The sequence below is a fragment of the bacterium genome, assembly GCA_019912885.1.
Taxonomy (GTDB): Bacteria; Lernaellota; Lernaellaia; order JACKCT01; family JACKCT01; genus JAIOHV01.
The window spans coordinates 40,281-66,668 of sequence record JAIOHV010000006.1 but is presented as its reverse complement, the minus strand read 5'-3'; the positions used below and the strand labels follow the sequence as shown (position 1 = coordinate 66,668).

At 63.9% G+C, this 26,388-nt stretch carries 20 protein-coding genes; 6 read left to right on the top strand and 14 right to left on the bottom strand.

The window, feature by feature from the left end; all coding sequences use genetic code 11:
- Positions 1 to 75 precede the first annotated feature (75 nt).
- Positions 76 to 3,048 carry a hypothetical protein gene (locus K8I61_00550; GenBank protein MBZ0270495.1) on the top strand — a complete coding sequence of 991 codons (2,973 nt, stop codon included), beginning with the start codon at positions 76 to 78 and terminating at the stop codon, positions 3,046 to 3,048.
- Entirely contained in the window at positions 3,045 to 3,353 is a 309-nt protein-coding gene (locus K8I61_00545; GenBank protein ID MBZ0270494.1) for a hypothetical protein, read from the top strand. The genes K8I61_00550 and K8I61_00545 overlap by 4 nt, the downstream gene beginning before the upstream one ends.
- Before the next feature lie 156 nt (positions 3,354 to 3,509).
- Here the strand turns inward: K8I61_00545 and K8I61_00540 are convergent, their stop codons facing one another.
- Positions 3,510 to 4,304: a cytochrome c gene (locus K8I61_00540; protein MBZ0270493.1), complete on the bottom strand. Its 795-nt coding sequence runs from the start codon at positions 4,302 to 4,304 to the stop codon at positions 3,510 to 3,512.
- Positions 4,305 to 4,442: 138 nt separating this feature from the next.
- On the opposite strand from K8I61_00540, the gene K8I61_00535 reads away from it, so the two are divergent.
- Positions 4,443 to 7,913 (top strand): CPBP family intramembrane metalloprotease, encoded by a 3,471-nt coding sequence (locus tag K8I61_00535; GenBank protein MBZ0270492.1) that lies wholly within the window; start codon positions 4,443 to 4,445, stop codon positions 7,911 to 7,913.
- Between the two features lie 38 nt (positions 7,914 to 7,951).
- A complete protein-coding gene (locus K8I61_00530) occupies positions 7,952 to 8,926 on the top strand; it encodes a hypothetical protein (GenBank protein ID MBZ0270491.1) in 975 nt (324 codons plus the stop codon).
- A 994-nt stretch (positions 8,927 to 9,920) separates the two neighbouring features.
- Here the strand turns inward: K8I61_00530 and uvrB are convergent.
- Positions 9,921 to 11,918 carry an excinuclease ABC subunit UvrB gene (gene uvrB / locus K8I61_00525; GenBank protein ID MBZ0270490.1) on the bottom strand — a complete coding sequence of 666 codons (1,998 nt, stop codon included), beginning with the start codon at positions 11,916 to 11,918 and terminating at the stop codon, positions 9,921 to 9,923.
- A 99-nt stretch (positions 11,919 to 12,017) separates the two neighbouring features.
- On the opposite strand from uvrB, the gene K8I61_00520 reads away from it, so the two are divergent.
- On the top strand, positions 12,018 to 13,139 hold the full coding sequence (locus tag K8I61_00520; GenBank protein MBZ0270489.1) for a class I SAM-dependent RNA methyltransferase: 1,122 nt from the start codon (positions 12,018 to 12,020) through the stop codon (positions 13,137 to 13,139).
- Between the two features lie 48 nt (positions 13,140 to 13,187).
- On the opposite strand, the gene phoU is transcribed toward K8I61_00520, so the two are convergent.
- The 9 genes from phoU to K8I61_00475 form a co-directional block, all read right to left on the bottom strand.
- The gene (phoU, locus tag K8I61_00515) at positions 13,188 to 13,919 is read right to left on the bottom strand and encodes a phosphate signaling complex protein PhoU (GenBank protein ID MBZ0270488.1); all 732 of its coding nucleotides are present in this window, start codon (positions 13,917 to 13,919) and stop codon (positions 13,188 to 13,190) included.
- A 25-nt stretch (positions 13,920 to 13,944) separates the two neighbouring features.
- Positions 13,945 to 14,712 (bottom strand): phosphate ABC transporter ATP-binding protein PstB, encoded by a 768-nt coding sequence (pstB, locus tag K8I61_00510; protein ID MBZ0270487.1) that lies wholly within the window; start codon positions 14,710 to 14,712, stop codon positions 13,945 to 13,947.
- Positions 14,713 to 14,770: 58 nt separating this feature from the next.
- A complete protein-coding gene (pstA, locus tag K8I61_00505) occupies positions 14,771 to 15,622 on the bottom strand; it encodes a phosphate ABC transporter permease PstA (GenBank protein MBZ0270486.1) in 852 nt (283 codons plus the stop codon).
- A 4-nt stretch (positions 15,623 to 15,626) separates the two neighbouring features.
- The gene (gene pstC / locus K8I61_00500; protein ID MBZ0270485.1) at positions 15,627 to 16,523 is read right to left on the bottom strand and encodes a phosphate ABC transporter permease subunit PstC; all 897 of its coding nucleotides are present in this window, start codon (positions 16,521 to 16,523) and stop codon (positions 15,627 to 15,629) included.
- Positions 16,524 to 16,538: 15 nt separating this feature from the next.
- The gene (locus K8I61_00495; protein ID MBZ0270484.1) at positions 16,539 to 17,693 is read right to left on the bottom strand and encodes a PstS family phosphate ABC transporter substrate-binding protein; all 1,155 of its coding nucleotides are present in this window, start codon (positions 17,691 to 17,693) and stop codon (positions 16,539 to 16,541) included.
- A 149-nt stretch (positions 17,694 to 17,842) separates the two neighbouring features.
- Positions 17,843 to 19,210 carry a PAS domain-containing protein gene (locus K8I61_00490; GenBank protein MBZ0270483.1) on the bottom strand — a complete coding sequence of 456 codons (1,368 nt, stop codon included), beginning with the start codon at positions 19,208 to 19,210 and terminating at the stop codon, positions 17,843 to 17,845.
- 3 nt (positions 19,211 to 19,213) lie between these two features.
- Complete coding sequence (locus K8I61_00485; protein ID MBZ0270482.1) at positions 19,214 to 19,915, bottom strand: winged helix-turn-helix domain-containing protein; 702 nt, start codon at positions 19,913 to 19,915, stop codon at positions 19,214 to 19,216.
- 88 nt (positions 19,916 to 20,003) lie between these two features.
- A complete protein-coding gene (locus tag K8I61_00480; protein MBZ0270481.1) occupies positions 20,004 to 20,501 on the bottom strand; it encodes a GNAT family N-acetyltransferase in 498 nt (165 codons plus the stop codon).
- Entirely contained in the window at positions 20,495 to 22,120 is a 1,626-nt protein-coding gene (locus K8I61_00475) for a beta-agarase (protein MBZ0270480.1), read from the bottom strand. The genes K8I61_00480 and K8I61_00475 overlap by 7 nt, the downstream gene beginning before the upstream one ends.
- A 74-nt stretch (positions 22,121 to 22,194) precedes the next feature.
- Here K8I61_00475 and K8I61_00470 point away from each other — a divergent pair, with 74 nt between their 5' ends.
- Entirely contained in the window at positions 22,195 to 23,412 is a 1,218-nt protein-coding gene (locus tag K8I61_00470; protein ID MBZ0270479.1) for an alanine racemase, read from the top strand.
- Positions 23,413 to 23,446: 34 nt separating this feature from the next.
- On the opposite strand, the gene K8I61_00465 is transcribed toward K8I61_00470, so the two are convergent.
- From K8I61_00465 to K8I61_00455, 3 genes are read right to left on the bottom strand one after another with little or no spacing between them, the layout of a single operon-like run.
- Positions 23,447 to 24,586: a DUF819 family protein gene (locus tag K8I61_00465; GenBank protein ID MBZ0270478.1), complete on the bottom strand. Its 1,140-nt coding sequence runs from the start codon at positions 24,584 to 24,586 to the stop codon at positions 23,447 to 23,449.
- Between the two features lie 33 nt (positions 24,587 to 24,619).
- Positions 24,620 to 25,363: a sulfite exporter TauE/SafE family protein gene (locus tag K8I61_00460; protein MBZ0270477.1), complete on the bottom strand. Its 744-nt coding sequence runs from the start codon at positions 25,361 to 25,363 to the stop codon at positions 24,620 to 24,622.
- 27 nt (positions 25,364 to 25,390) lie between these two features.
- Positions 25,391 to 26,380, bottom strand: a complete 990-nt coding sequence (locus K8I61_00455) for an alpha/beta fold hydrolase (GenBank protein MBZ0270476.1) — start codon at positions 26,378 to 26,380, stop codon at positions 25,391 to 25,393.
- Positions 26,381 to 26,388 lie beyond the last annotated feature (8 nt).

Here is a 26,388-nt window from a genome sequence, read left to right as displayed (position 1 = left end):
CCTTCCCGCCATGCCTTTTTGTTTTGCGCGTTGGTCTTCGCGATGGGGCTTGCGGCAAGCTCCTGTGCGAGCGGAATGCCCGCGAAGGTGGACGGCGACCGTGTCGTGTTCTCCGGCGACGGCTATCCCGACGGATCGTTCAAGGCCGTCATAAAGGGATTCGATCCCGAACTGGAGCCCGGCGAGGCGATTGACTGGTCGGTCGACTTCCGCATGAAGGGCCATGGTTTCCGCGACGCCATGAGCGACGTGAGCGAGATCCTGGTCGCCTTCGCCGCCATCCGCATGAACGACGAGAACGGCCGCTATCGCGATCCCGACAACCTCAACTATTCGACCTTCCTCACTCCGGGCGGCATGCCCATCGAGACGTTCCAGTACCTTATCCCGAACAGCCAGGTCGGCGGCCCGTACCGCACGCCATTCGACGAGGTGATCCGCGTCCCGCTGGATGACGTGACCTATTCCGACGACCGCCTGAGTTTTTCGGCAAACCTCAAGGCGATGCTCGCCGACGATTTCCCGCCCGGACTGTACCGATTCGAGATCGCGTTTTTCGCCGCGATCAAGGGCATCTGGATGAAGCTGCCGATGATGCGTGGCGTCGATGGCGAGATCGTCGGCTGCGATGTGGACTACGAGTACCTCTACTATTCGCGCCTTTTCATGCCGCCGGCGCGCGTCGGAGCCATCGCGCAACCGCGCATCGTGTGGACGCTTTTGACGTCGAGCCCCAACTTCGGCATGAGCGGCGTCGTCGCGAAGGAGGATCGCCCGTACTTCGCCATTTCGAACCGCGTGAAGCCGCAAGCCAAATACACCCTGCCCTGCACGCCCGACCGGGACGAGTGCGTCTTCCGGCTGGAACCCGAGTTGCCGACGGTCGCGCCGAACCGCACCGCGCTTTTCCGCGGCAAGCTCTATCCGTCTTCGCTATTCGAGCCGGATTGGAACGCCGGCGAGGTAAGCGTTGTCGTCACCAAACCGGACGGAACGAAGGACGATCTTGGGACGCACGGCTTCGTCGCGCCGGGACTTTACGGGCCGAAAACCTTCGGCCGGGCGCTCGACTACGCTTTCGATGAGTTCGGCCGCTATGAGATCGTCATGGCTGGTCACATGTTCGACCGCTTCGGCAACCGATTCGAGGCCGGCGGCACTTATGAGGTGTGGGTGGCGTATCCGCTCACGTTCTCGACGGGCATGAAACCCGGTACGCCGTCGGCCGCCGGCGGCTTCTATTCGCCGGCCGCGTCAATCAATCCGCCGGTGCCCGCGGACGTGCGAGCCACCGTGCGTTTCTACCCCGCGACGCACCCCGGCGACGAACTCGTCGCGCGGTACGCAGGCCAGGCGCAGAAATTCGGCTACTACTACCCGCGCACCGACGAACAACTCCTGCGTTTCCCGGAGGCGGGCGAATACGTCTTCGAGATTTTCGCGACCTGGACCGACGAGACCGGCCGCCTGTACATGGGTTCGCAAAAGAACGCGTCCGTCGTGTTGCCCGCGGAACCGAATCTGACGGTGAAAGGTTATCCGGACGGATACGGCGAATTGCGGAAGGAGGTTTCGCAGGCGCTGGACGGCAAGCGGTCGGAGAATCTCGGCAACCTTTTCTTCCCCGAAAATTCCGGCGACCAGATGTTTTTTCCCGGCAACGCGCCGCTGCCGCAGGCGCTGCAAGCGGTGTTGATGGTGGACGAACCGAGCGGCGCGATCGCGTCCGCGATCGAAAAAAACGCGCCGTGGCCGCTCGTGCGTCTTGGCGCGGAGGAACGCGCGGCGACGGCGTTCGTGCACAATCAGATCAACTTTCCCGGCAACCAGGAGCCGTTCCGCATCTTCGCGCGCAAGGGCAAGGACGGCGGGTTCCTCCCCCTATTGTCGTTCGCCGAGCGCAATCTCAATCCCGCGACGCACCCGGACCGCGTGCGTCAACGGGGATATTTCTACATCGCCACCTCGCGGCCGGGCTTCCCCGTCTTCTACGTCGTGGCCGACTCGACGATCGCGGAGAATTACTGGAACACCGGCGTCGGCTCGTATCTGCGAACGATCGGCGCGTCGACGCGCGGCGATCAACCGGGCGACGTTTATTGGTCGGTCGCCGGCGCGCTGTACGCGGATGAGGAATCGGGCGAGGCGTTCGCCGGGCAATACGGCACGGGCGCCGTCGTTCAACCGCGCGGCGACGACACCAACTTCACCGAACCGCCGTTCGTGCGCCCGGTGACGACGTTCAAGGGACGCGAACTCGATCTCTACGCGGGCATGGGTCCCTCGCCCGGCACGATGTACGAGACCGGCGCGGTCAAGGGCATCGGGACCATGACGGTGCCGATGGTGGCGCACGACGTGCACGTCACCATCGTCGCGCCCGATGGCACCCGGCGCCAATGCGACGGCCGCGCGAACGATCTCGGCCTGTACGTGTGCCCGGGCGGGCCGCTTGTTTTCGATCAGGCGGGCGTGTACCGGGTACGCTCGGAGTTTCGCGAGGGCGCGTTTACGGGCACCACGGTCGGCGCGCCCGGGGGGTGGTTTCAGGTTTATTCGGTTGACGCGAACACGAGGTATCGCGTGCTATTCCATGCGGACACGCCGCGCGAGGTACGCTATGGCGAGACGCTCACCATCGCGGGCCGTGTCGATCCGCCGATGCGCGACGCGGTGGCCTATTACACGGTCGTCACGCCGGGCATCCTGATGGATGAAGGACAACAAACGATGGACGGCGACGAATTCCGCCTGCGATTTTTTCCGCATCAGTTCGGCGACGAGTTTCCGAATGTGAAAAGTCACCCGGCGCATCCGCTCGATTCGCCGCGCTCACTCGCCGAGGCGTTTCGCCGCGGCATCGCCGGACTATTCGGCGGTTATGCCGAACCGGGCCTGTCCGACACGATCGAGATCGGCGTTTTCATCGAAGGCGTTGGCCCCGACGGTGAAAAGGCGACCGCCGGCGGCAAGATGGCGCTGCGCGGCGGGCGCGTTCTGATTCCCGCGGCGTTCCGCGACGACAGCGCCGGACCGGGGCGCGGATGAAACCACGGCCCGGCGCCCTGCGCCGCCTTGCGGGCGTCGTCCACTGGCCGGCCGTCGTCTATTACCCCGCCGCCTTCATCGCGTCGGTCGTGCTTTATCTCGCTCTTTGGTCGGCCATCGGCCATTACGCCATGACGCGCGCGGGACATCTCGTCTGGCTTCACAGCGGCGCCGACGAGATGGCGCTGAACATGCGCATCGTCGCGCTTCGCATCGCGTTCGGCCTTGTGATGCCGCTCGTCTTCGGCGTCGTCGGCGTCGGCTGGGCGAAGTGGTGGAAAATAAGGACGAGGCTGAACGGCTGAAAGTCAGGAAGGTCATCGCATGATCTTTTTCGACGGGGTCATCTGATTTTGTTGAGAGATGCAGCGAGGAGGGGTGTGATGAAAGCGCCCCCCGCGCCTCCGCGCGAGAAATTGCGATGGCATTCCACATTCGCAATTCGCAATTCCGCATTGACTTCAGGGCACCGGCCTCCCCGTCTCCTCGATGCGCATGATGTGCGCGAGCAGGGAGGCGATCTCCGTCTCCAAAATGAAATCCGGCGCCTTCTGGCGCATGCGTTCGATGATCTCGTACCACTCCGCGGGCGTGCGCGGGCGGTCGAACATCGTGCGGTAGCGGAAGCCGACCGTATGGCAGACGTTGCAGCGCCGCTCGAAGAGCCGCTGGCTGCCGACGTCACTCACGGTCTCCCCGCGAGGCATGGCCGCGAAGCGTTCGCGGATCGCGTTGTAGATCAGATCGCCTTCCCAGGTCTGGACGTAGTAGTTATGCGTCAGCACATGGCGGCCAAGCAAATCGCGCAGCGCCTCCTCGTCGAGGTCGCGATAGGCGTCGATGACCCCGGCTTGGTGGCAGGCGTTGCAGCGGATCTCGAACAGCTCTTTTGCGCCGGCCGATCGATGGCGTATGAGCAGCGCCGCGATCCGCTTGCGTTCCTCCTCGGTGATGAGCTTTCCGTAATCCGGGTCTTTTGCGAGCATGGTGTCAACGGTGCGCCGCCATTGCTCGGGCGATTTTGCGAAACGCTGCGGCCGGCTGACGGCGTGGCACTCCGAACACGTGTCGCGAAAAAGCTCCCAATCCGGGTCCGTGCGCCAGGCATGCCACTCGTGCGCGGACAGCGCGACGGACGCGAGGATCGGCACGGCGGCGACAAGCGTTACCGCCGACCACACGCCGGCAAACCAGCGCACGCGCCTGGTGCGTTTCGCGGCGGCCGGCGTCGCGGCGCTATTGGGCGTATCGCTCACGCATGTTGATTAATCGAAATCCGGCGTCCGGGCAAAGGCGGGCATCGCGCCTGCGCGTTTTGTGATAATGCTTTCTCGTTGAATCTTGATCGTCGCGTTACGCGCCTATCCCTGAATGCAAGGGGAGACGAAACGATCGTGCGCGCTCTTTCGAATCGTTCGTGGGTCTCGTCCGCGCCGCCGTCCCGGCGCGCGATCATCGCGTTTCTTGCCGCCGGGTTCGCGGGCTTTGTCGCCTTCCTCGCCTATTACAACGACGCCTTTCCGGAGGCGTCGATCGACTTTCGCATCTCGCGCGAAGAGGCCGCCACGCGCTCTCGCGCGCTTTTGGCGAGCCTGGATTTCGATCTCGCGGGCTACCGCGACGTCACAACGCTTGCCGAGACGCGCACCGACATCAACTACCTTGAACGCAAGCTCGGCCTCTCCAAAGCGAACGAACTTTTTCGCGACACAGTTTCCGTATGGCGATGGAGCACCCGCTTTTACCGCGAACTCGAGGAAGTCGAATACGCGGTCTTGTGGGACATTTCCGGAAAGCTCGCGGGTCTCCACCGCAAGTTGCCGGAAAACGAGGCGCGACCCGAAATCCCGGAGGCCGTCGCGCGGCGCGTCGCCGAGGAATTTCTCGCCGGACCCGCGGGCGTCGATCTTGCGCAATACGAGCTTATCGAGCGACAGGAAGAGTCGCAGCCCAATCGCCTCGATCGCACGCTGACCTGGCGGCGTATCGGCTTCGACGTGGATGGCGCTGAACTGCGCCGCTCGGTGACGTTGCAGGGCGACGAGATCGGCCACTACGACACGCGCCTGAAAATCCCCGAGGCCTGGAGCCGCGAGCGCACCGCGTTACGCAAGTTGCGCGATACAGTCAATGCGATCAACGGATTGCCGATCCTCGCGCTTTCGCTTGCGGCGGTGGTTTTTTTCGTCATCGCGTTGCACCGGCGGCGCACGCATATCCGGGCCGCGCTGCCGATCGCCGTCGCGGTCGGTCTTTTGGTCATCGCCGTTCAAATCAACGCGCTGCCGCTCATGTTGCGCGGCTACCCGACCACCGACTCGTTCCTGTCGTTCGCGTTCAAAACCATCGCGTTCATGCTGCTCGGAGGGCTCGGCGCGGGAATCGGCACGCTTGGGATCGTCGCCGTCGCGGACGCCGCGGGGCGCTTTCGCCCGTTCGGTCCCGCCCAGCGGTTCGACGCGCTCGAACCGCGTCTTGTGCGCGATCCCGGCGTTTATCGCCGCGTCCTTTGCGGCTACGCGCTCGCGTTCGTATCTCTCGGTTACGTTACGCTGTTCTACGTCGCCGGGATCCGATGGTTCGGCGCGTGGACGCCCGTGGACATCCGGTTTTCCGAAACCTTTTCCACCTGGTTTCCGAGCCTTCAGGCGCTGCTCGTCGGTGTGTCCGCGGCATCGGGCGAGGAAGGTTTGTTTCGCCTGTTCGCGATCGCGTTTCTTTGGCGCATCACGGGGCGCCCGTGGCTTTCCGTGTTGCTGCCCGCGATCGTCTGGGGATTCGCGCACACCTCGTATCCACAAGAACCCGTATACATTCGAGGTGTCGAACTGACGCTTGAAGGCGTCCTTTTTGGGCTTGTCTTCCTGCGATTCGGCATCGTCACCACACTTGTCTCGCACTGCGTCTTCAATACGTTCGTCGGGGTCGTTCCGCACTTTCAGTCCGGCGATCCACGATTGATCGTATTCGCGCTCCTCGCGCTGGCCGCTCCGGTGGGATTCGTATTCGCCGCGGACCGCGCCGCCATTCGCTATCGACGCAAACGCGGCGCCGCCTCGACCGCGACGCCCGCGCCGATCCCCGAAATGCCCGACGCTCTTGCCTCATCGCCGGTATCCGCCGCGACCGGCGTCCTCTCACCGGGGCGCACCGTCGCGGCGCTCGCGGTCATCGCCGCGCTTGCCATCGCGGCGACCACGATCATCGATCCGCCCGATCCGTTCGGCGCTCCGCCTCCTGTGACCATGACGCCGGCCGAAGCCGAAGCCATCTCGACGCGATATCTGCGCGATCTCGGTTACAACCCGGAGGGGTTCCGGTCGTTTACGACCTTCGATGACGATCGTGTGGGCCTGCCGCTGTACGCGGTCGCCATGCTCGGGCCGGACGACGCGGCGGATCGATTCGGAGCGTATTACGCACGCGCGCCGCAATGGCGAACGCAATGGTACAAATTCGAAACAATCGATCGATATTCGGTCACGATCGCTGACGATGGGCGCCTGCTTCGATTCGACGCCGATCTCCCGGAAGACGCCCCGGGCGCGTCGATTGTGCGAACGGACGCGATCGAGCGCGCGACGGATGCGATGCGACGTTTCGACTTCCTCGCCGATGGCGACTGGGTTGTCGAAGAGGTCGATGAATACGCTCGCCCGGCGCGCCTGGATTTCGACGTCGAATGGCTCGATGAGTCGTTCGAGCTTGCCGGGCTGCGCCGCGAAATCGAGGCGTCCGTTGCCGGCGATCGCGTCGCGGGGCTCTACCCGGCACGGTACGATGTGCCCGACGCCTGGGAGCGCGAACGGCGAATGCGCGCGGACGATCCGCTCCACACGGTGTGGAGCTTCGCGCCGATCGCCGGATTCCTGATCATCGGCCTCGTGGTGATCGTTCGTCTCGGCCGCGCGGTCGTACGCGGTCAGGCAAAGCGTGCGGACCTGCACTTTGCAATTGTGTGCGCCCTGCTTTTCGGATTCGTGGCGTCCGCGGCGTGGACAGCCAACAAACTGCCCGGCTTCTACGACGATTATGCGCAAAACACGGAGGAACCGGCGACGCAATACGTTACGCGGCAAATCGCGATCGCGGCGATCGGCGCGCTTGGCGACACGGCGACGATATTTATCTTCGCCTTTCTGGCGTCGCTCGCGATCCGCACGGCGACCGGCGACGAGTCCGCTTTACGGCATGTTGTCCTTGCGGATCCGGATGGCGTCGCGCGGCCGGGATCGGTCCTTCGCGCGCTCGCATGCGGCCTGCTCGCGTTCGCGATTTTCATGGCCGCGAAATATATTGAGGACGATCTTCACTACCTGTTCGTCCCCACGGAAACCGTCTTGTCGGCATCGGCATCGAGCCTCATGACGCGCGAGGTTTCGTATCTGCTCAATGCGCCGCTGCATGCCCAGCATGCGTTTCAGTACGCGGCCGGCTGGACCGTCGTCGTGGGCTCGCTTTGGCCGTTTTTCCGTACAAGGCGCATCGGCATGTCGGCCGCGATCGTGTGGGCGCTCATCACCGCGGAACGCGGCGATACCGCGGGCGAAGACCTTTTCCATGTCGCGATGTCGCTCGTGCAGTGGATCGGCATCTACGTATTCGTTACCGTCCTAGCTAGGCGACAGGGTCTCGCCTACCTCGTGATGTTCTGGGCCATGAGCGTTTCGGGGCAGTTTTACGGCCTCTATCGGTTCGGCTTCGCGTCGTCGCACCCCTTCGACGTCGCGACGATCGAGCGATCGGTTCTGGTGTTCGGACCAATCGTCGCGCTGACGATTTGGGGTGTCGTGCGCTGGCGGCGGTGTGCGACCGTAACCTGGCAACATCGCCCGCCGTCTAGAGGCGGCGCGCTCAATACGTGATAGATTTCTTCCGCTAAACGCCCGCGGAGTACTATCACGTGGTTGGCGAGGATCGGTTTTATTCACGTCCGTCCCCAACGCAGACTGTCGTCGTGCTCGCGGTCGCCGCGTTCGTCATGTTCGGCGCGTCGAAGATCGTCACGCCGCCGAATCCCTTTGGAACTCGGCCCGACGTAAAATTAACACCCGACAAAGCCGAGGCGCTTGGCGCCGCATACCTCGCTCAGTTTGGCCTCGATCCGACCGGATTTCGCTCGGTCACGAAATTCGATGACGATTGGACGACGATCTACAATGGCCCGACCTGGGATTTCGGCGCCGACGCGGCGGCACAAGACTTTGGCGCGTATTTCCAAAACCAACCGACGTGGCTCACCCGATGGTTCAAATACGACTCTCACGAACAATACGGGACGAAGATTTCCGACGACGGCAGACTTCTTTTTATCAATGAATACATCCCCGTCGACATACCTCTAAACACGGCTACACGCGACGAGGCTGTTTCGTTAGCGCGAGAAGCGTTGATTCAGATGTCGTTTTATACAGACGGCGATTGGCGCGTACGAGAAATCGAACCGACCCGCCTGAAGCACCGCTGCGATTTCACAATCGCATGGCAGGACGTATCGGCAAATACCAACGGTATCCGCCGTACGCGCGACGTGATCGTTCGTGGCGATCGTGCGGCAATGATCACGGAGCTTCGATACGAATACCCGCGCCCATTTCGCGCCGACTTCGACTTTCCTGTCGAAATATTCGCCCGAACCAAGAACGCCGCTCGCATTTGGATCACGCGGATCGTCATCGGCATCGTTTCCCTGAGAACGCTGTCGCAAATTTTTCGTCGAAAGGTCGCCCGCAGCGATTTGAAGTTCGCCGTTTCATGCGTCGCCATATTCGGTCTTCTTCCTCTGTTGGCGGAAGTCACCATCGATGCGCCGGCATACTGGCGCGATTTTTTTTCCATGCCGATTGGCCGCTATCCGATCGGATCCGGCACGAGCTGAAGCAGATCGCCTTTGGCGCGCTAATCTTTTCCCTTTGGGTTATTGCAATCGCGTTTTCAGGTATTGTCTTACTCCGAGCGGAAACCGGCGACGATCAACCGTTTCGTCGACTATTTTTTTCCGATCCCGACGGAGTCCGGCGACCGGCCGCGTTGCTACGCGGCGTTGCGGCCGGTTGTATCGCATTTTTATTCCTCCTTTTTGCAGACGACCTGGCGACAGATTTTTCCTATTTGTTTACGCCGCACAGATTCAATTTTTTCCCGTCCCCGGAATCGACTGGATTAGACACTCTCGCCCTCACGTACCTTCTAAGAGGTCCGATGGTTGCGGGAGGAATCTTTCGAGAGTCGATGTGGTTTACGGCAGTTTGCGCCGCGCTTCGCCCCTTCTTGCGCACGCGTCGTGCGGCCGGACTCGCCGCAATGCTGTGGGCACTACTGAACGTGAATTTGGGTTTCTGGGGCAACGCGCCTCTCTCTTCATCAATATTCGAAATGATTTTTTGGTCAGCGACTTTTGCGTTCATGTTCTTTCTCGCGCGGTGGCAGGGCTCCGCGTATCTGATCGCCATGTGGTTGTGGAATACGCGTCGCGAGTTTTTCAGTGTTTTCCGTTTTGGCTTTGATTCATCGCACCCCTTCGACGTCGCGACGATCGAGCGATCGATTCTGGTGTTCGGGCCGATCGTCGCGCTGACGATTTGGGGGATTGTGCGCTGGCGGCGGGGTGCGACCGAGCAAGCGCGGATCGCCGGCCTCGTACCCGCTCCCTGACGGTCGCTGCTCCAATTCGAATGAAAACACGCCGAAAGCCGAGGCATGACCACCCGCTCCCTGACGCGCGCGGCTCTGTTGCCGGTGCTTCTTCCGAGTCGCCGCCACATCGAGTGAACGGGGTGGCCGCTTGCTGACGCGCGCGGCTCTGACATTCTCCGCGACTCCGCGTGAAAATTGCGATTCATTCCGCATTCCGAAATCCGCATTCCGCATTCCTACAAGCCGATCACCTGCCGGTCCTCCAGGCGCTTGATGCGGTCGCGGATATCGGCGGCGCGTTCGAATTCCAGGTTCTTCGACGCCTGTTTCATCTGACGGCGAAGTTCGTTGATGAGTTGCGGGATTTCGTCGCGCTTCACGTCGTCGAGTTCGTCGTCGGTCAGCGTTTTGACCGTGACGTAATCCTTCTCGTAGATGCTCGTCAGCACGTTCGAGATCGCTTTCACGATCGATTGCGGCGTGATGCCGTGCTCGGCGTTGTAGGCCGCCTGGATTTCGCGGCGGCGTTCGGTCTCGTCGATCGCGCGGCGCATGCTGTCGGTGACGCGGTCGGCGTATAGAATCACCGTGCCGTTCACGTTGCGCGCGGCGCGGCCGATCGTTTGCAAGAGACTCGTTCCCGATCGCAGAAAGCCCTCCTTATCGGCGTCGAACACGGCGACGAGGCTCACCTCCGGCAGGTCCAGTCCCTCGCGCAGAAGGTTGATGCCGACGAGCACGGAAAACTTCCCCTGGCGCAGGTCGCGCAGGATGCCGATGCGCTCCAGCGTGTCGATTTCGCTATGCAGATAACGCACCGGCAACGCGAGGTCGCGGTAATACTCCGTCAGGTCCTCGGCCATCCGCTTGGTCAGCGTGGTGACGAGCACGCGCTCGTCGCGCTCGATGCGCGCGCGGATTTCGTCCAACAGGTCGTCCACCTGGTTGCCCGCCGGACGCACCTCGACCCGCGGGTCCATGAGCCCGGTCGGGCGGATCACCTGCTCGACGACGACGCCGTCGGCTTTTTTCAATTCGTAATCGGCCGGCGTCGCGGAGACGTACACGATCTGCCCGAGGCGCTCCTCGATCTCCTCGAACTTCAGCGGCCGGTTGTCGAGCGCGGACGGGAGGCGGAACCCGTATTCCACGAGCGCCATCTTGCGCGAGCGGTCGCCGTGGTACATCGCGCCAAGCTGCGGGATCGACTGGTGGCACTCGTCGATGAAGGTGATGAAGTCATCCGGGAAATAGTCGATCAGCGTCCACGGCGGCTCTCCCGCCTCGCGGCCGTCCATGTGCCGCGAATAGTTCTCGATACCCGAACAGAATCCGAGCTGTTCGATCATCTCCAGGTCGTAGAGCGTGCGCTGCGAGAGACGTTGCTCCTCGAGCAGCTTGTTGTTGGCGCGAAGCTGCGCGACGCGGTCCTTGAGTTCCAGGCGGATGTCGTTGAGCGCGCGCTGGAGCGTTTCGCGATCCGTCACGTAATGGCTGTTCGGAAAGACGCCCACGCGCGGAAGCCGGCGGATCACCTGGCCGCGCAGCGGATCGATCTCGCTGATGCGCTCGATTTCGTTGTCGAAAAACTCGATGCGGATCGCGACCTCGTCCTCGTAGGCCGGAAAAATTTCGACCGACTCTCCGCGCACGCGAAACGCGCCACGGAAAAAGTCCACGTCGTTTCTTGCGTATTGCATCGCCACGAGCTGGCGTAGCAGGTCGTCGCGGTCGATCGTCTGACCGGGCTCGTAAACCTTCAGCATCTTGTTGTATTCGTGCGGGCTGCCGAGGCCATAGATGCACGAGACGGACGCGACCACGATGACGTCGCGGCGCGTCAGCACACTGCGCGTCGCGGAGTGGCGCAGCCGGTCGATGCGCTCGTTGATGGCGCTGTCTTTTTCGATGTAGGTGTCCGTTCGCGCGATGTACGCCTCGGGCTGGTAGTAGTCGTAGTAGCTGACGAAATATTCCACGGCGTTGTCGGGAAACAATTCCTTGAACTCGCCGTAGAGCTGCGCCGCGAGCGTCTTGTTGTGCGCAATGACAAGCGCCGGCCGGTTCGTCCGCGCGATGACGTTGGCCATCGTCAGCGTCTTGCCGCTGCCGGTCACGCCGAGCAGCACCTGATGCCGGTCGCCCGCCTCGACGCCGGCGACAAGTTGCGCGATCGCCGTGGGTTGATCGCCCTTGGGCGGATACGCATCGATCAGGCGGAATTGGTCGGGCATGGGATCATGGCTCCACGGCGCGGCCCGCGCCGCTCGAAACAATAATTATGGCAAAGCGCGCGGAATTCGGGTAGCACCATGCCGAATCCGAGCCGCCCCATGAACGCACCCAACGCCGATACGCCCCTGTTCTTCGCCGTCGCCGCTCCCGGCACGGAAGGCTTGCTCTACGACGAGATTTCCGACCTCGGTGCCGCGAACGCGATCATCGTCGAGGGCGGCGTCGAGTTTGGCGGGGATCTCGAAACGCTTTATCGCGTCAACCTCTGGTCGCGCCTGGCCAGCCGCGTCGTGAGGCGTCTGGCGACGTTTCCCGCCGTCTCGTTTCCGGAGCTACACCGCAAGACGCGCAACCTCCCCTGGGATATTTTCGTGCGCCGCGGCGATGGCGTCGATGTTCGATCGACCGCGCACGCCTCGCGCCTGACCATGAAACGCAAGATCGAAGACGTCGTTTTCACCGCGATCCGCGATCGCGTCGCGGGCGTCGAAAAAGGCGAAGATCAGCTCGTCCTCGTACGCTTCTTGCACAATGCCTGCACCGTCTCCGCCGACACATCCGGCGAACTCCTGCATAAGCGCGGCTATCGCGAACTGACCACCGCCGCCCCGCTGCGCGAAACGCTGGCCGCCACGATCTTGCGTCTCGCGGAGTACGACCCGCACGAGCCGCTTGTCGATCCGATGTGCGGCTCGGGCACGATGGCGCTCGAAGCCGCGCTCATCGCGCTCGATCGCGCGCCCGGGCGCGAGCGCGTCTTCCGGTTTTTTCGCCATCGCGATTTCGATGCGCGGCTTTGGCAGCGCCTCATCGCCGACGCCGATTCCCGCCAGCGGCGCACGCCCCCCGCGCCGATCCTGGCGGCGGATCAAAGCGGCGGAGCGCTGGCCGCCGCTCACGGCAATCGCGAGCGCGCCGGGCTCGAGGCCGCGGTGGAGATCGTACGCGCGAACATCAACCAGGTGCGCGCCCCGAATCTGCCGGGGCTCGTCGTACTTGATCCACCCTACGGACGGCGCATGCGCGACGGCGATCCGGGCGCGGTGTACGACACGATCGGGCATGCGTTGAAGGCCCGGTTCGCGGGATGGCGTTTTGCGTTGCTCGCGCCCGACTTTCGGCTGTTTCAGCGCGCGCGCCTGCGATACGAAAAGCGCCACACGCTTTTCCACGGAGGGCAGCGCGTGGAGCTTTTCGTCGGGCGCATCGCCGCAAAGTAAAACGGGGCGGCGCGATGGACGCCGCCTCTCCGGCAGGCGCCGGATATTTTAACCGTTCGCCTTCGGCTCGTTCGGGTCGTTCTGTTCGTTCGGCTCGGTCGTATCGCCCGCGTAATGCGTGTTGCGAACGTCTTTCCCCTTGACCATGAAAATGACCTGCTCCGCGAGATTCGTCGCATGATCGGCCATGCGCTCGAGGAACTTGGCGATCGACTGAACGTGGATACCGCGCTCCACGACGGCGTTGTCCTTGATCATCATGTCGAGCAGGTCGCGGATGATGCGGTGAAAATAGTTGTCCACGATGTCGTCGCGCTCGATCACCTCGTCGGCCAATTGCGTGTCGGCATTGACGAAGGCGTTGATCGCGTCGCGCACCATCGTCTGCACGACCTCGGCCATCTTCGGCGTGTCGACATACGGCTTGAGCGGCGGCTCCTGGTTCAGCAGCGTCACGCGCTCGCAGATGTTGACCGCCAGATCGCCGATGCGTTCCAGCTCGTTGGCCATCTTCATGATCTGCGTGATGAAGCGCAGGTCCGAACCCATCGGCTGGCGCTTGGCGAGCACAAGGAGCGAAAGCTCGTCGATGCGGACCTCGTCCCGGTTGACGAGGTGATCGAGGTCCATGGTCTCTCGCGCCAGCGCGCTGTCGCGCTCCACGAGCGCCTTGACGGCCTTGGCGATCATCTGCTCGCAACGGCCCGCCATGTACAGGATCGTCTCGCGAATCTCCTGCAACTCCTGCTCAAATTCCCTGTCGGTGTGCACCCGAATCATTTTTGATCCTTATCCCTGCCGGCTCTCACCCGAATTTTCCGGTGATGTATTCCTCCGTGCGACGGTCCGCCGGCGACGTAAAAATGGTGTTCGTATCGTCGAACTCGACGAGCTCTCCCATCAGAAAAAACGCGGTCTTGGTCGAAACGCGCGCCGCCTGCTGCATGTTGTGCGTCACGATGACGATCGTGTAGTCCACCATAAGCTGGTGGATGAGGTCTTCCACGTGCGCCGTCGCGATCGGGTCGAGCGCGGAACAGGGTTCGTCCATCAAGATAACGTCCGGGTCCACGGCGAGCGCACGCGCGATGCAAAGGCGCTGCTGCTGCCCGCCGGACAGGCTCGTCCCCGGCTTGCCGAGGTGATCTTTCACTTCGTCCCACAGGGCCGCGCGGCGAAGCGAGCGCTCGAGTATCTCGTCGGCGTGCGCGCGCCGGATGGCGCCCGTGAGTCTCAAGCCCGCCAGGACGTTGTCGCGCACGGACATGGTCGGGAACGGATTGGGCTTTTGAAAGACCATGCCGACGCGCCGGCGCAGCGCGACCGGATCGACGGCGCGGTCGTAAATGTTGTGGCCGTCGATGACGATCTCGCCGCCCACGCGGCCGCCGTCGACCAGTTCGTGCATGCGATTGAGGCACCGGATGAACGTGGACTTGCCGCAGCCCGACGGCCCGATGATCGCGGTGACCTCGCGCGAGGCGACGTTGATATTGATGCCCTTCAGCACCTCGTGCGATCCGTACCACGCGTGGAGATCGCTGATTCTGATTTTCTCGCCGTTGCCGGACACTCCAAATCCTCCGCGGTCGCGCCCCGGCCTCGCGGCAAAAGCCCGAACGCTCGATCGACTAATATATACGTTTTTGCAAGCGATTGCGCAGGTAGATCGCAAACCCGTTCAAAACGAGAAGGATGACGAGAAGCACCACGATGCCGGCCGCGGCGTCCGTGACGAATCCCGCCTGCGGCCGCGAGAGCCAGTTGAAAATCTGGATCGGCAAAACGGTGAACGGCGACAGCAGGCCGTCGGGCAGGAAGCCGACGTACGTCAGCGCGCCGATCGTGATGAGCGGCGCGGTCTCGCCGATGGCGCGCGCGACCGAAAGAATGGTGCCGGTCAGAATCCCCGGAGCGGCCATCGGCAGCACGACCCGGCGGATCGTCTGCCAGCGCGTCGCGCCGAGGGCGAAGCAGCCCTCGCGAAGGGCATTCGGCACCGTAGCGAGCGCCTCGCGCGCGGAAAGAATGATGACCGGCAGAATCAAAAGCGCCATCGTCAGCGCGCCGGCGAGAATGCTTCGGCCCAGGTGCGCGAAACGCACGAAAATCTCCAGGCCGAGCAAGCCGTAGATGATCGAGGGCACGCCCGCGAGGTTCGCAATATTGACCTCGATGATGTTCGCGACACGGCTCTTGCGCCCGTATTCCTCGAGGTAAATCGCGGCCGCGATGCCGACGGGAATGGCGATGGCGGCCGTCACGGCGATCAGGAACAGGGATCCGATCAGCGCGGGCCAGATGCCCGCTTCCTCGGGCTTGCGCGACGGGTAGGAGCGGATGAAATCAAGCGAGAGGCGCCCCAACGAGTCGATGAGAACGTCGCCGACGAGCACGACAAGAACGACAAGCGGAAGAATGGTCGCGCCGGCGCACAGCCCGACAAAAAACGACTCGCGGTATCGGCCCTTGCGTTGATGCATGGCGTCAGAGCTTCCGCCGGAAGCGGCGCGCCAGGCGTTGGCTCGCCATGTTCATGCCCAGGGTGACGACAAACAGCGACATGCCGATGACGAAGATCGTCTTGTATTCGAGCGTGCCGTGCGGCGTATCGCCTAGCGCCACCTGCACGATGTAGGCGGTCATCGTCTCGATCGGAACGCGCGGGTCGAGCGTCAGGCGCGGCTGCTGTCCCGCCGCGATGGTGACGACCATCGTCTCGCCGACCGCGCGCGAAACCGCCAGCGTGACGGACGCCGCGATGCCCGAGAACGCGGCGGGGACGACCACGCGGAAGATCGTCGGCAGCCGCCCGGCGCCGAGCGCGAACGCGCCCTCGCGCAAACTGACGGGCACCGCGTAGAGGGCGTCCTCCGAAAGCGAGGAGATGAGCGGGACAATCATGATGCCCATGACGATCCCCGGCGACAGCGCGTTGAAACCCGCGAGGCCGGGGACGATCTTCTGCAACAACGGCGTCACGAAAACGAGCGCGAAGTAGCCGTATACGATCGTCGGCACGCCCGCGAGGATCTCGAGCGCCGGCTTCAACGTCTTGCGCACGCGCGCCGGCGCGAACTCCGAGAGATAGATCGCCGAAAGAAGGCCGAAAGGCACCGCGACCGCGACGGCGATCGCCGTCGTCAGCAGCGTGCCGGACAGAAGCGGCCAGATGCCGAAATGTTTGTCGACGAAAAGCGGCGTCCATTGCGTGTCGAGGAAAAACCGCGAAAACGGCACTTCGGCAAAGAAGCCCGCCGATTCGAACGCGAGGATGAAAACGATGCCGAAAGTGGTGAAGACCGAGATCAGCCCGCAGGCGAACAGGCCGATCTCGATCGCCTTTTCGGAAATCGGTTGCGTGGTATTGGCGCTTTTTTCCACGATACCCCGGCCGCGCTATTCGGGTTTCGCCGTCTCGCCCGGGGCATCAACGGGAGGCGCCGCTTCGCCGCCGGCCTCGGCCGTTTTCGCCTCGCCTCCGCCCGCCTCTTCACCGGCCAGTAGCTGCTCCACGGTGACGCCGACCTTGGATCCGCCCGAAAACATGGAGCCCGTCGTGCGATCGGCAAAGCGTTTGAGCGCGAGCCGGTACCCCTGATCCGGCAGCGGGATGTATCCGACCTCCCGGGTGAGCGGACCGCCGTGCTCCAGGTAGTAACGCACGAACGCGTCAACCTCGGGCCGCGTATTGGCCGCTTCCTTGCTTGCGTAAATGAAGATCGGCCTTGAGAGCGGCTGGTAGGTTCCGTTCCCCACGGTTTCCATGCTCGGGGCGACAGGCTCGTTGCCGTTTTCGGGATTGCCATCGTCGATCGGAACGAGTTTCAGCTTCGCCGCGTTCTCGGCGTAATACGCAAACCCGAAAAATCCGAGGGCGAACTTGTCGGTCGAAACGCCCTGCACAAGCACGTTGTCGTCCTCGCTCGCGGTGAAATCGCCGCGGCTCGCGTGCTCCTTGCCGACAATGGCCTCCGTGAAATAGTCGTATGTACCGGAATCGACGCCGGCACCGAACAGATGCAACTCCTCGTTCGGCCATTCCTTACGCACGTCGCTCCATTTCATGATCTTGCCCTGGGCTTCGGGCTCCCAGATTTTCTTGAGATCGGCGACAGTCATGGACGCGATCCAGTCGTTTTCGGGATGCACGACGACCGCGAGGCCGTCGTACGCGACCGGAAGCTCGACGTACTCCACGCCTTTCGCGGCACACGCTTCGACCTCCGCGGATTTGATGGGCCGCGACGCATCCGCGATGACCGTCTCCCCGGAGCAGAATTTCTTGAAGCCTCCACCCGTGCCGGAAATGCCGACCGTGACGCGAGCCTTCGTGACTTTCTGGTATTCCTCGGCGACCGCCTCCGTGATCGGGAAAACGGTGCTGGAGCCGTCAACGGCGATGACGCGATCCGCGAACGAAGGATCCGCGTCCGGCGCCGCCGCAGCTTGTCCCTGATCGGACGCCGGCGGCTTGCCGCATCCGGCGAGGGCGATCAAGGCGACGCAAGCAAATAACACAACGTATTTTCGATAACCTGCCCAATACCGCATGGTCGGAAACCCCTTTGCGTGGATGGTGGCGACGCAGGGAGCCTAGAAGCTCAATGTCACAACCGTGTGACAAAAACCGAACGAACGAAAAAACATGAAAAAAATCGATTTTCAACGTCGGCGAGGCGCAACAGGCGCGCGGGTGGCCTTTAGCCGCCGGCAGGCGCCGATGGCAGGGCGATCCAGAAGATGCTGCCATGCGGCTCGACGGCGTCCACGCCCACCTGCCCCCCCATCGCCTCGACCAGGTGCTTGACGATGGCAAGCCCAAGTCCGGTCCCCCCCAGATCGCGCGATCGTCCCGGATCAACGCGGTAAAAACGCTCGAAGATCCGCGGCCGATGGCGCGGCTCGATCCCCGGCCCGTTGTCGGTCACCGACAGGCGGATGCGATCGCCTTCGCGCGCGGCCGATAACACGATCTCCCCCTGCTCCGGCGTGTACTTCACCGCGTTGTCGATGAGATTGATCATCACCTGGTCGAGCGCCTTGGCGTCGCCGAGCGCCATCAGGTCGTCCGCGGCCTCGATGCGTACGCGATGGCGCCTGGCGCGCACCGCCGGCTCGAGCGCCTCGGCCGCGCGGCGCAGGATGCCCGCGGCGGAAACCGGCGCCGCTTTTCGCGGCGAATTTCCCGACTCGATGCGCGAAAGCTCCAGCAGGTCGTTGATGATGTTCGCCAGGCGGTCGGCGTTGCGGTAGATCGCCTCGGCGAAGGGCCGGGCCGCGTCCGGCTCGTCGAGCGCGCCGGCGAGAAGCGTTTCGGCGTTCGCGCGAATGACGCTGATCGGCGTTCGCAACTCGTGCGAAACGTTGGACGCGAAATCGCGGCGAACGGTTTCCAGGCGGCGCAATTCGCTTATGTCATGCAGCACCACGATATGCCCGCCGCCGGGCACCGGCGTCACGCGGCCGAACAGACGGCGCGGCGTCGGGCCGGGAAGATCGAACTCCAGCGTCGCGGATTCGAGATGCCGGGCCGCGCGGTCGATCTTTTCGCGCAATTCCGGCACGCGGATGATGTCCGCGAGCGGCCGGCCGCGCGGATTTTCGATAATGCCCAAAGAGTCGATCGCGGCGCGGTTCACAAGCGTCACGCGCAACGCCTTGTCCATCGCGATCACCGCGTCGCTCATGCCCTCGAGCACGGCGATGAAGCGGTCGCGCTCCGTCGCCACGGATTGCAGCATCGCCTCGAGTTCGTCGGCCAGAAGGCGCACCGAACGATCGGCGCGGCTGACCGCCGCGAGCCCCGCATCCGGCGGCGTGCCCGATCGCGCCACGGCGCGCGCGCTTTCGACAAGCGCCCGCATCTCGGCGGCGACGGCGCGTGTCGTCAGCCGGTTGACCGCGAGGGCGATCAAAAGGCCAAGGCCGGCTGCCAGGGAAAAGAGAAACGAGAAGCTCGCCGCCTTGTCCGGCCACAACCCGAGAGCGAGCGCGGCGGCCCCCGCCGCGGCCAGCAATACGAATAGGGCGCTTGCGCGAATACGCCGCCCGCGAAACGAAAGAGGCAAGAATCACGCTCCGGGAACTTTGTCCCGGAAACGATACCCGACCCCGCGCAATGTTTCGATATAGTCTTCCGCGGCGCCGAGCTTGTGGCGAAGGCGTTTGACGTGCGTATCGACAGTGCGCGTCGTGACGTCAGCCTGGATGCCCCACACGTCGTCCAACAGGCGCTCGCGCGTCTGCACACGGCCGCGGCGCATAACAAAGGTCGTCAACAGGCGAAATTCGAGCGCGGTCAGAACGACTTCTTCATCCGCCACCCACACGCGGTGGCTTTGCTCGTCGATACGCAGCACGCCAAACACGAGCGGTTCGTCCTCGGACGCGGGCTGGCCCGCCCGGCGGCGCAGCACGGCCTTGATGCGCAACATCAGCTCGCGCACGGAAAACGGCTTGACGACGTAGTCGTCCGCGCCGACCTCGAAACCCACGACGCGGTCGATCTCGTCGCCGCGCGCGGTCAGCATGATGACCGGGATATCGCGCGTGCGAGCGTCCGCGCGCACCAGGCGGCACAGTTCCGTGCCGCTCGCGTCCGGCAACATCAGGTCGAGGAGAATCAGCTCCGGCAGGCGATCGCCCGCAAGGCGGGTGCGGGCCTCGGCGCCGGTTTTGGCCGTCGCCGGGTTGAACCCCTCGCGCTTGAGGTTGAATTCGAGCGTCGCGGCCAGATCGGCCTCGTCCTCGACAATGAGAACCATCCCCGACATACGCGGCTTATTGTTCATGGCCCCGTGACGTTCGTGTGACGCGCCGGTTACGACGCCGATACAAATTTGCCGCGCGCCCGTGACACCGTCACGCGCGCGCCGATCCGATTTCGTAGATCCGATACGGCAGCTCGCTCATCCCAAGCGCTTCGTACGCGCGACGGGCGATCGCGTTGTCGCGCTCGACGTAGAGGCGCACACCCGCCACGCCGCCGGCGCGCGCGGCCTCCTCGCGCGTATGTTGCCAGAGCGCGCGATAGACTCCGCGCCGGCGAAATTCGCGATCGACGTACACCGACTGGATCCACCAAAAAAGGCCGTTGCGCCAGTCGCTCCACTCGAACGTCACCATGAGCTGGCCGACGATCCGCGCACCCTCGACGGCCACGATGTAAAAGCCGCGCCGCTCGTCATTGAACACGCCGCGGGTTCCGGAAAGAACCGTGTCGGGATCAAGCCGCCGGTGTTCGGTTTCGAGCGCCATCTCCATGCTCTGACGTGCAATATCGGGCGCGTCGTCCGCCCGCGCACGACGCACGACAAACGTGCGGGCCGCTTCTTCGCCCGGCGCGCCGCCCGTTAGCATCCGCAACCTCCGTCGTCGTCGTCGTCGCCGGCCGGCACCGCGTCGTCGTCCGCTTCGCCGCTCACCGAATCGTCGTCACCCGGAAGGTCGCCGTCATCGTCAATGTCGTCATCCGCGTCATCATCCGTGTCGTCATCCATCACGTCGTCATCGGCATCGTCGTCCATCGCGTCGTCGTCCGTCGCGTCGTCGTCCGTTGCGTCGTCGTCCGTTGCGTCGTCATCCGTTGCGTCGTCGTCCGTTACATCGTCGTCCGTTGCGTCGTCGTCAGCACTATCATCGTCGTCGCCCGCGGGCGGCCAAACCAGTGCGTCGGCGTTCGTCTCTGCCATGCGCGTCACGAGGAGGTCATACGGCTCGTCTTGTTCGTTCACGATACCCGTGTTGCCGTTTTCGCCGTCGAATCGCCCCTCGGCCGGCTCGTCCATGTAGCTGAACCAATGGATGCCGACGACGTGCGCACTTTCGAAAGCCGCGCGCGCGAATCCTTCGTAGAAATCCGCTCGCTCGGCCTGCGTATCGACGGTGTAGAAAAACCAGTCGTAGGGATTGGTGTTCGGCAGGCCGGAATCGTAGGCGCGCACGTTGAATTCGCTGACCATCACCGGCAGACCGGTCAGCGCGTGAAATTCGGCCCATTCGTCGTGCGGGCTCGCCCAACTGAACAACGACGCGATGCCGTCAAGCAGCGGCTCGTAAAACGGATAGACCGTGTAATGGTTCAAAGACAGCACGTCGACGTACGGCGCGCTTGCCTCGACGATCGCCTTCGATATCGCCCAGCTCACGAAACGCACGCCGAGTATCAGGTGATTCGGGTCCGCCGCGCGGATGCGGTCGGTTGTCTCCATGAAAAACTTGTCGGCGACGAGGGCGCCAAACGCGACGCGGTCTTCCTTCATGGGCGATTGCAGCGACATGGGCGTCGTGTCCGTCATCGGCAGCAGATCGTCGAACGACGTCAGGCTCATTCCCCACGCGCTGTTGAAGGCCGCGACGTCGCCGCCATAACGATCGACGAGAAAATCGACGAGAGCGATCTTGCCCGCCGCCGTCTCGGGGAACGCGAAGTACTCGGCGAACAGATCCTTCACCGAACGCCAGTCCGGACCCCAACGGAGCTCGTTGTCGAGAAACCAGCCGACGAGATTTTCGTCCGCGGCGCGCGGTGTCACCTGTTGCGCCACGCGCGTATCGACGAAATCGAGCCAGCCAGGATCGAAGTAATCGGTCACCTCACCGTATTGCCAATTCGCGTCGGCGAGGCCGAGGTTGACGGTGTAAGGCATGTCGTTCTCGAAAAGCGACACTTTTCCCCACGATCCGATGGTGTTGAAACCCCAGGTTTGCAAGCGGTCGCGCGTCGTCTCGGCCCACGCCGCCTCGTCGCCGTATATTGCAAGGATGTTTTGCTGATAGGGGCTATAGCCAAGGTCCGGCGCGTAATAGCCCGACGGATCGACAACGCACACGCCGAGCGAGAAAAAGCGCGCACCGTCCGGGTCGAGCAGCCACCAGCGGCCGTCCGCCTGCCCGGTGGAAAAATACGCCGCGAACGCGGAGCCGCAAAAAGCGGCAAGCCCGACGGTCGCAAGAATCAGCCGACGTATTTGTTTCATGCTTGTCATGCCCGGCGTCGCGCGCGAGGATACCCCATCTCCCCTTCCGGACAAACCATAAAGACGCGACCCGGATGACTCGAACGAACGCGGACTACGAGCGAATCCGCCGCCTGCTTGCCGGGCGGCGCTTGCCGTGCGCGTTTGTCGACCTCGACGCGTTCGACCACAATGTCGGGACGGCCGCGGCGATGGTGCGCGGATCGGGCAAGACGTTGCGCGTCGCGACGAAATCGCTTCGTGTTCCCACGCTCATCGCCCGCGCGATCGACGGCCTGGGCGATGTCGCCGGCGGCCTCATGACGTACACAGCCGAAGAAACGCGCCATCTGGCGACGCTCGGTCATCGGGACTTTTTGATCGCCTACCCCACCGTGCAGACCGGCGATCTTTCGATTGTCGCCCAGCTTTCGCGCGAGGGATCACGCGCGTGTCTGGTGATCGACGACAACGCGCATCTTGACGCGCTCGATGCCGCGGGGCGCGCCGCGGGCGTCATGCTTCAGGCCGTCCTCGAGATCGACATGGCGTGGCGGCCGTTCGGTGACATGGTGCATCTGGGCGTGAGACGCAGCCCCGTTCGAACGGGCGGCGACGTGCTTCGGCTCGTGCGTCACGCCGAAACGTTACCAAACGTGCGCGTCACGGGGATCATGGCCTACGAGGCGCAGGTCGCGGGGATGACCGATGCCAATCCGTTCACGCGAGCGGCCAATCCGGTCAAGCGTCTCGTGAAAAGTCGGTCGATCGTCGATGTCGCCGCCCGCCGGCGCGAAATCGCGGCGTTTCTCGCCTCGCAAGGCGTTTCGCTCGAGTTGTTCAACGGTGGCGGCACGGGGAGTCTTGCGGCGACGGTGCTCGAAGACCCGATCACGGAGGTGACGGCGGGCAGCGGCTTTTTCTGCCCGCATCTGTTCGACTACTACCGTAACACCCCCTTCGAGCCGGCCGCGTTTTTCGCGCTGCAAGCCGTGCGCCGCCCGGCGCCCGGCATGGTGACCTGTCACGGCGGCGGATACGTCGCGAGCGGCGAAATCGGCGCGGATCGCCTGCCGCGCCCGTGGCTGCCGCCGGGCGCGGAGTTGCTTTCGATCGAAGGCGCGGGCGAGGTGCAGACGCCCGTCCTGCTGCCGCCCGGCGCGCCGCCGATCGCCCTTGGCGATCCCATCGTCTTTCGCCACGCGAAGGCCGGCGAATTGGCCGAGCACTTCAACACGATCCTGCTTGTGCGCGGCGATGACATCGTCGGCGAGGCGCCGACCTATCGCGGCCTCGGTTTCGCGTTTCTGTGACCGCGCCAAATCGCGCCGGTTCACGAGACCGCTGTCACGAAAGCAGGAACGCGAGGCCGATGCCAAGATACGTCCCGACGGCCAGGCCCAAGAGGCTCGCGGCGAGGCCCGGCAGGATGAGATCGCGATTGCCGATCGCCGCGGCGACCGGTCCGATGAACGCCGGGCCGAAGATCGCCGCCGTCGCGCTCATGATGGCGGTGTCATCGTTGACGCGAAACGCCGCGCAAAGCGCGATGTGCAACGCCATCGACGCGAACAATACGACAGCGACGAAGGCGACGATCGTCGCCGCGCCGTGCGCCAGGGCGCCGACATCCGCAAGCGATCCCACCGCGACGCAGAACACCAGCAAAACGTACTGCCCGAGTTCGTAGGGGCCCGACAAGGCGCGGACGCGCGCCGATAGTCCCGCGACGATCGAAAGACTCGTGAGAAGCAGAATGACAAACGTACTTTCCACCGCGCGGAAAATCGCGGCCGACGCGCCGATCGACACGATCACGATGGCGGCGGCCAAGCCCAGCGCGTTCGCGGCCTGGCGCAAAGTGTCGCGACGCAGCAACTTCTCGAACTCGTCGTCGCGCCAGATTTCTTCGTCGGGAGCGCCCAGGGCTCGTGTGGCGCGCGGAAGAATTTTGCCGAAAAGCGGTTTAGCGACGGAGAGCAAAAACAAGAACACGACGCCGCCGAACAGCACATCCGCCGCGTTCATCTTGACGAAGGTCGGCGCGTCGATCCCCAGCGCGATGCCGATGGCGTTCATGTTCGGCGTGCCGCCGGTGTATACGCCGACGAGCATGCCCGCCACGGCCGACGAATTTTCGACGCGAGCCTGGAAGGCGTAATGCGCGAGCGCCGCCACGATCACGACGACGGCAACCGCCAGGCCGTAGCCGAGCGCGATGGGCCGCGCGTTTCGCGCCGCAACGCGCAGATCGAGCGAAAAAAGCAGCAGCGGAATCGCCAGCGGCACGCTCGCCTCCGCGATCGACTGCGACAGGCCGCCATCCAGCGGCACGCGCGGCAGGTTCGCCAGAAAGATGCCGAACAGATAACAGACGACGACCGGCGACAGGCGCCGCATCGCCTCCACCCGCCGCGTGAGGAAAATCGCGAGCGCGGGAAACGCGAGCAACACGAGCGTCTGCAGCATCGTCAACGGCGAAAACATGGCTCTCCATCCAACACGGCACCCTATGCCGGGTCAATCGGCCAGCAGAAGAGACAGTCCCGCGACGAACAGGATGACGTGGATCGCCAGGCGAAATCGATCTTCGTTCACCTGATGATGAAGGCGGTCACCGAGGACCGTGCCGGCGATAAGCGACGGAATGAGCATCGCGGAAAATTTCAGCGTCAACGGCGTGATGGCGCCTCCGACCGCGAAGCCGGCGACCAGGACGCCGACCAGCACGACCCATAAAAGCGACAAGGTGCTGCGAAAGCGGCTCTTGTCGGTGATGGCCCGCCGCGCGTACATGACGATCGGCGGGCCGCCGGCCGCGAAGATTCCCTCCATCACCCCGCCCAGAAGCAGCCAGAGGTAATCGAACCAACGCACCCGCTCCGGCCGCCTCGGCGCGGCTCCCGGCCGCTCGCGAATAAGCCCCGCCGCCGCGAACGCGATGATGAATGTCGCGTAGAGCACGCGCAGCGTGCGGCTTTGCGCGAGGAAATAGATCGACAATCCCACCGGAACCGCCGCGAGCGAAACAGGCGCGATGCGCGTCCAGAGCTGGCGGTGATCGACGTGCTCGCGATATCGCGCCGCAAGATAAAGCGACAGCGCGAAGTTCATCGGCACGAGCACCGGCACGAGCTGCTCGACGGGGTAGAAATGCGCGCCGAGCGTTAACGTGATGGCGATCGCGCCGAAACCCGTCATCGCCTGCGAGGCGTGCGAGAGAACGACGATGAGGGCAAGCGCGAGGAAGTCGGGCGTCAACACGTCGGGGGATTTTGCGTTGGCGCCTGGTCAGCCGCCGGCAGGCGCGTCGGTGTCGCCGTTCGTTTCGGGCGGCGTTACGGGCGCGCGTTCGGCGTCGATCGCATCGGCCCGCGCGGCGACGTCGAGTATCGCATTTGCGATCGCGTCCGGCACCTCTTCCTGCAAAAAGTGGCCGGCCTGCGTGTGCGTCACGGCGGCGTTCGGCATCAGTTCGTGGACGCGCTTGAACGCGCGGCCGAGCACCGGATCGCGATCGCCCCAGACGATCGCCTCCGGCCCCGTGAATCCCTTGACGAAATCGCGGCAGGTTTCGAGCGCGGGGATCGAAACATGCGAGAGCGAATCCGGCACCATGCGCGCAAGCGCGAGCGGCGCGACGCGCTGGCTGACGCTCGCGAGAGGCAACTTGTACGCCCGCGAGGGCAGACCGCGCATCGAACTCTTGTCGCCCTGCGCGTACGCGAGCACGTTCATCGGAAACCCCAGCCGCTTGTGCACGAACTCGCTGATGCCGGGGACGCGCGCAAAGCGATGGAACGCGGTGGGTTTGAAGCCTGGGCGCGGCGGCCCGAGAACGGTGTTCAGGATCACCATGCCTGCAACGCGGTCCGCGCGCGTGGCGAGCGCGTACGCGCCGATCGGCCCGCCCCAGTCCTGGCCGACGAAGATCAGGCCGTTCAGATCGAGTTTGTCGACAAGATCGCGGATCACCTGACCGTGATTTTCGATGGTGTGCCACGCGGGATCGGACGGCTTGTCGGAATAGCCGAGTCCTACGAGGTCCGGCATGATCGCCCGCACGCCCTTGCCTTCGATCTCGCGCGCGACCTTGCGCCACAGAAAGCTCCACGTCGGGTTGCCGTGCAACATCAGCACGGGCCGTCCCTCGCCCGCTTCCATCACGTGCACGAGATGCTCGCCGAGGGGCAGGATGTAGCGCGTATCGGGCACAAACCGCGCGATCGCCTCGGGCAGATACGGCGCGGGTTGTTTGTCGGACCTGGGCTTCGGCGGCATGAGGAGGT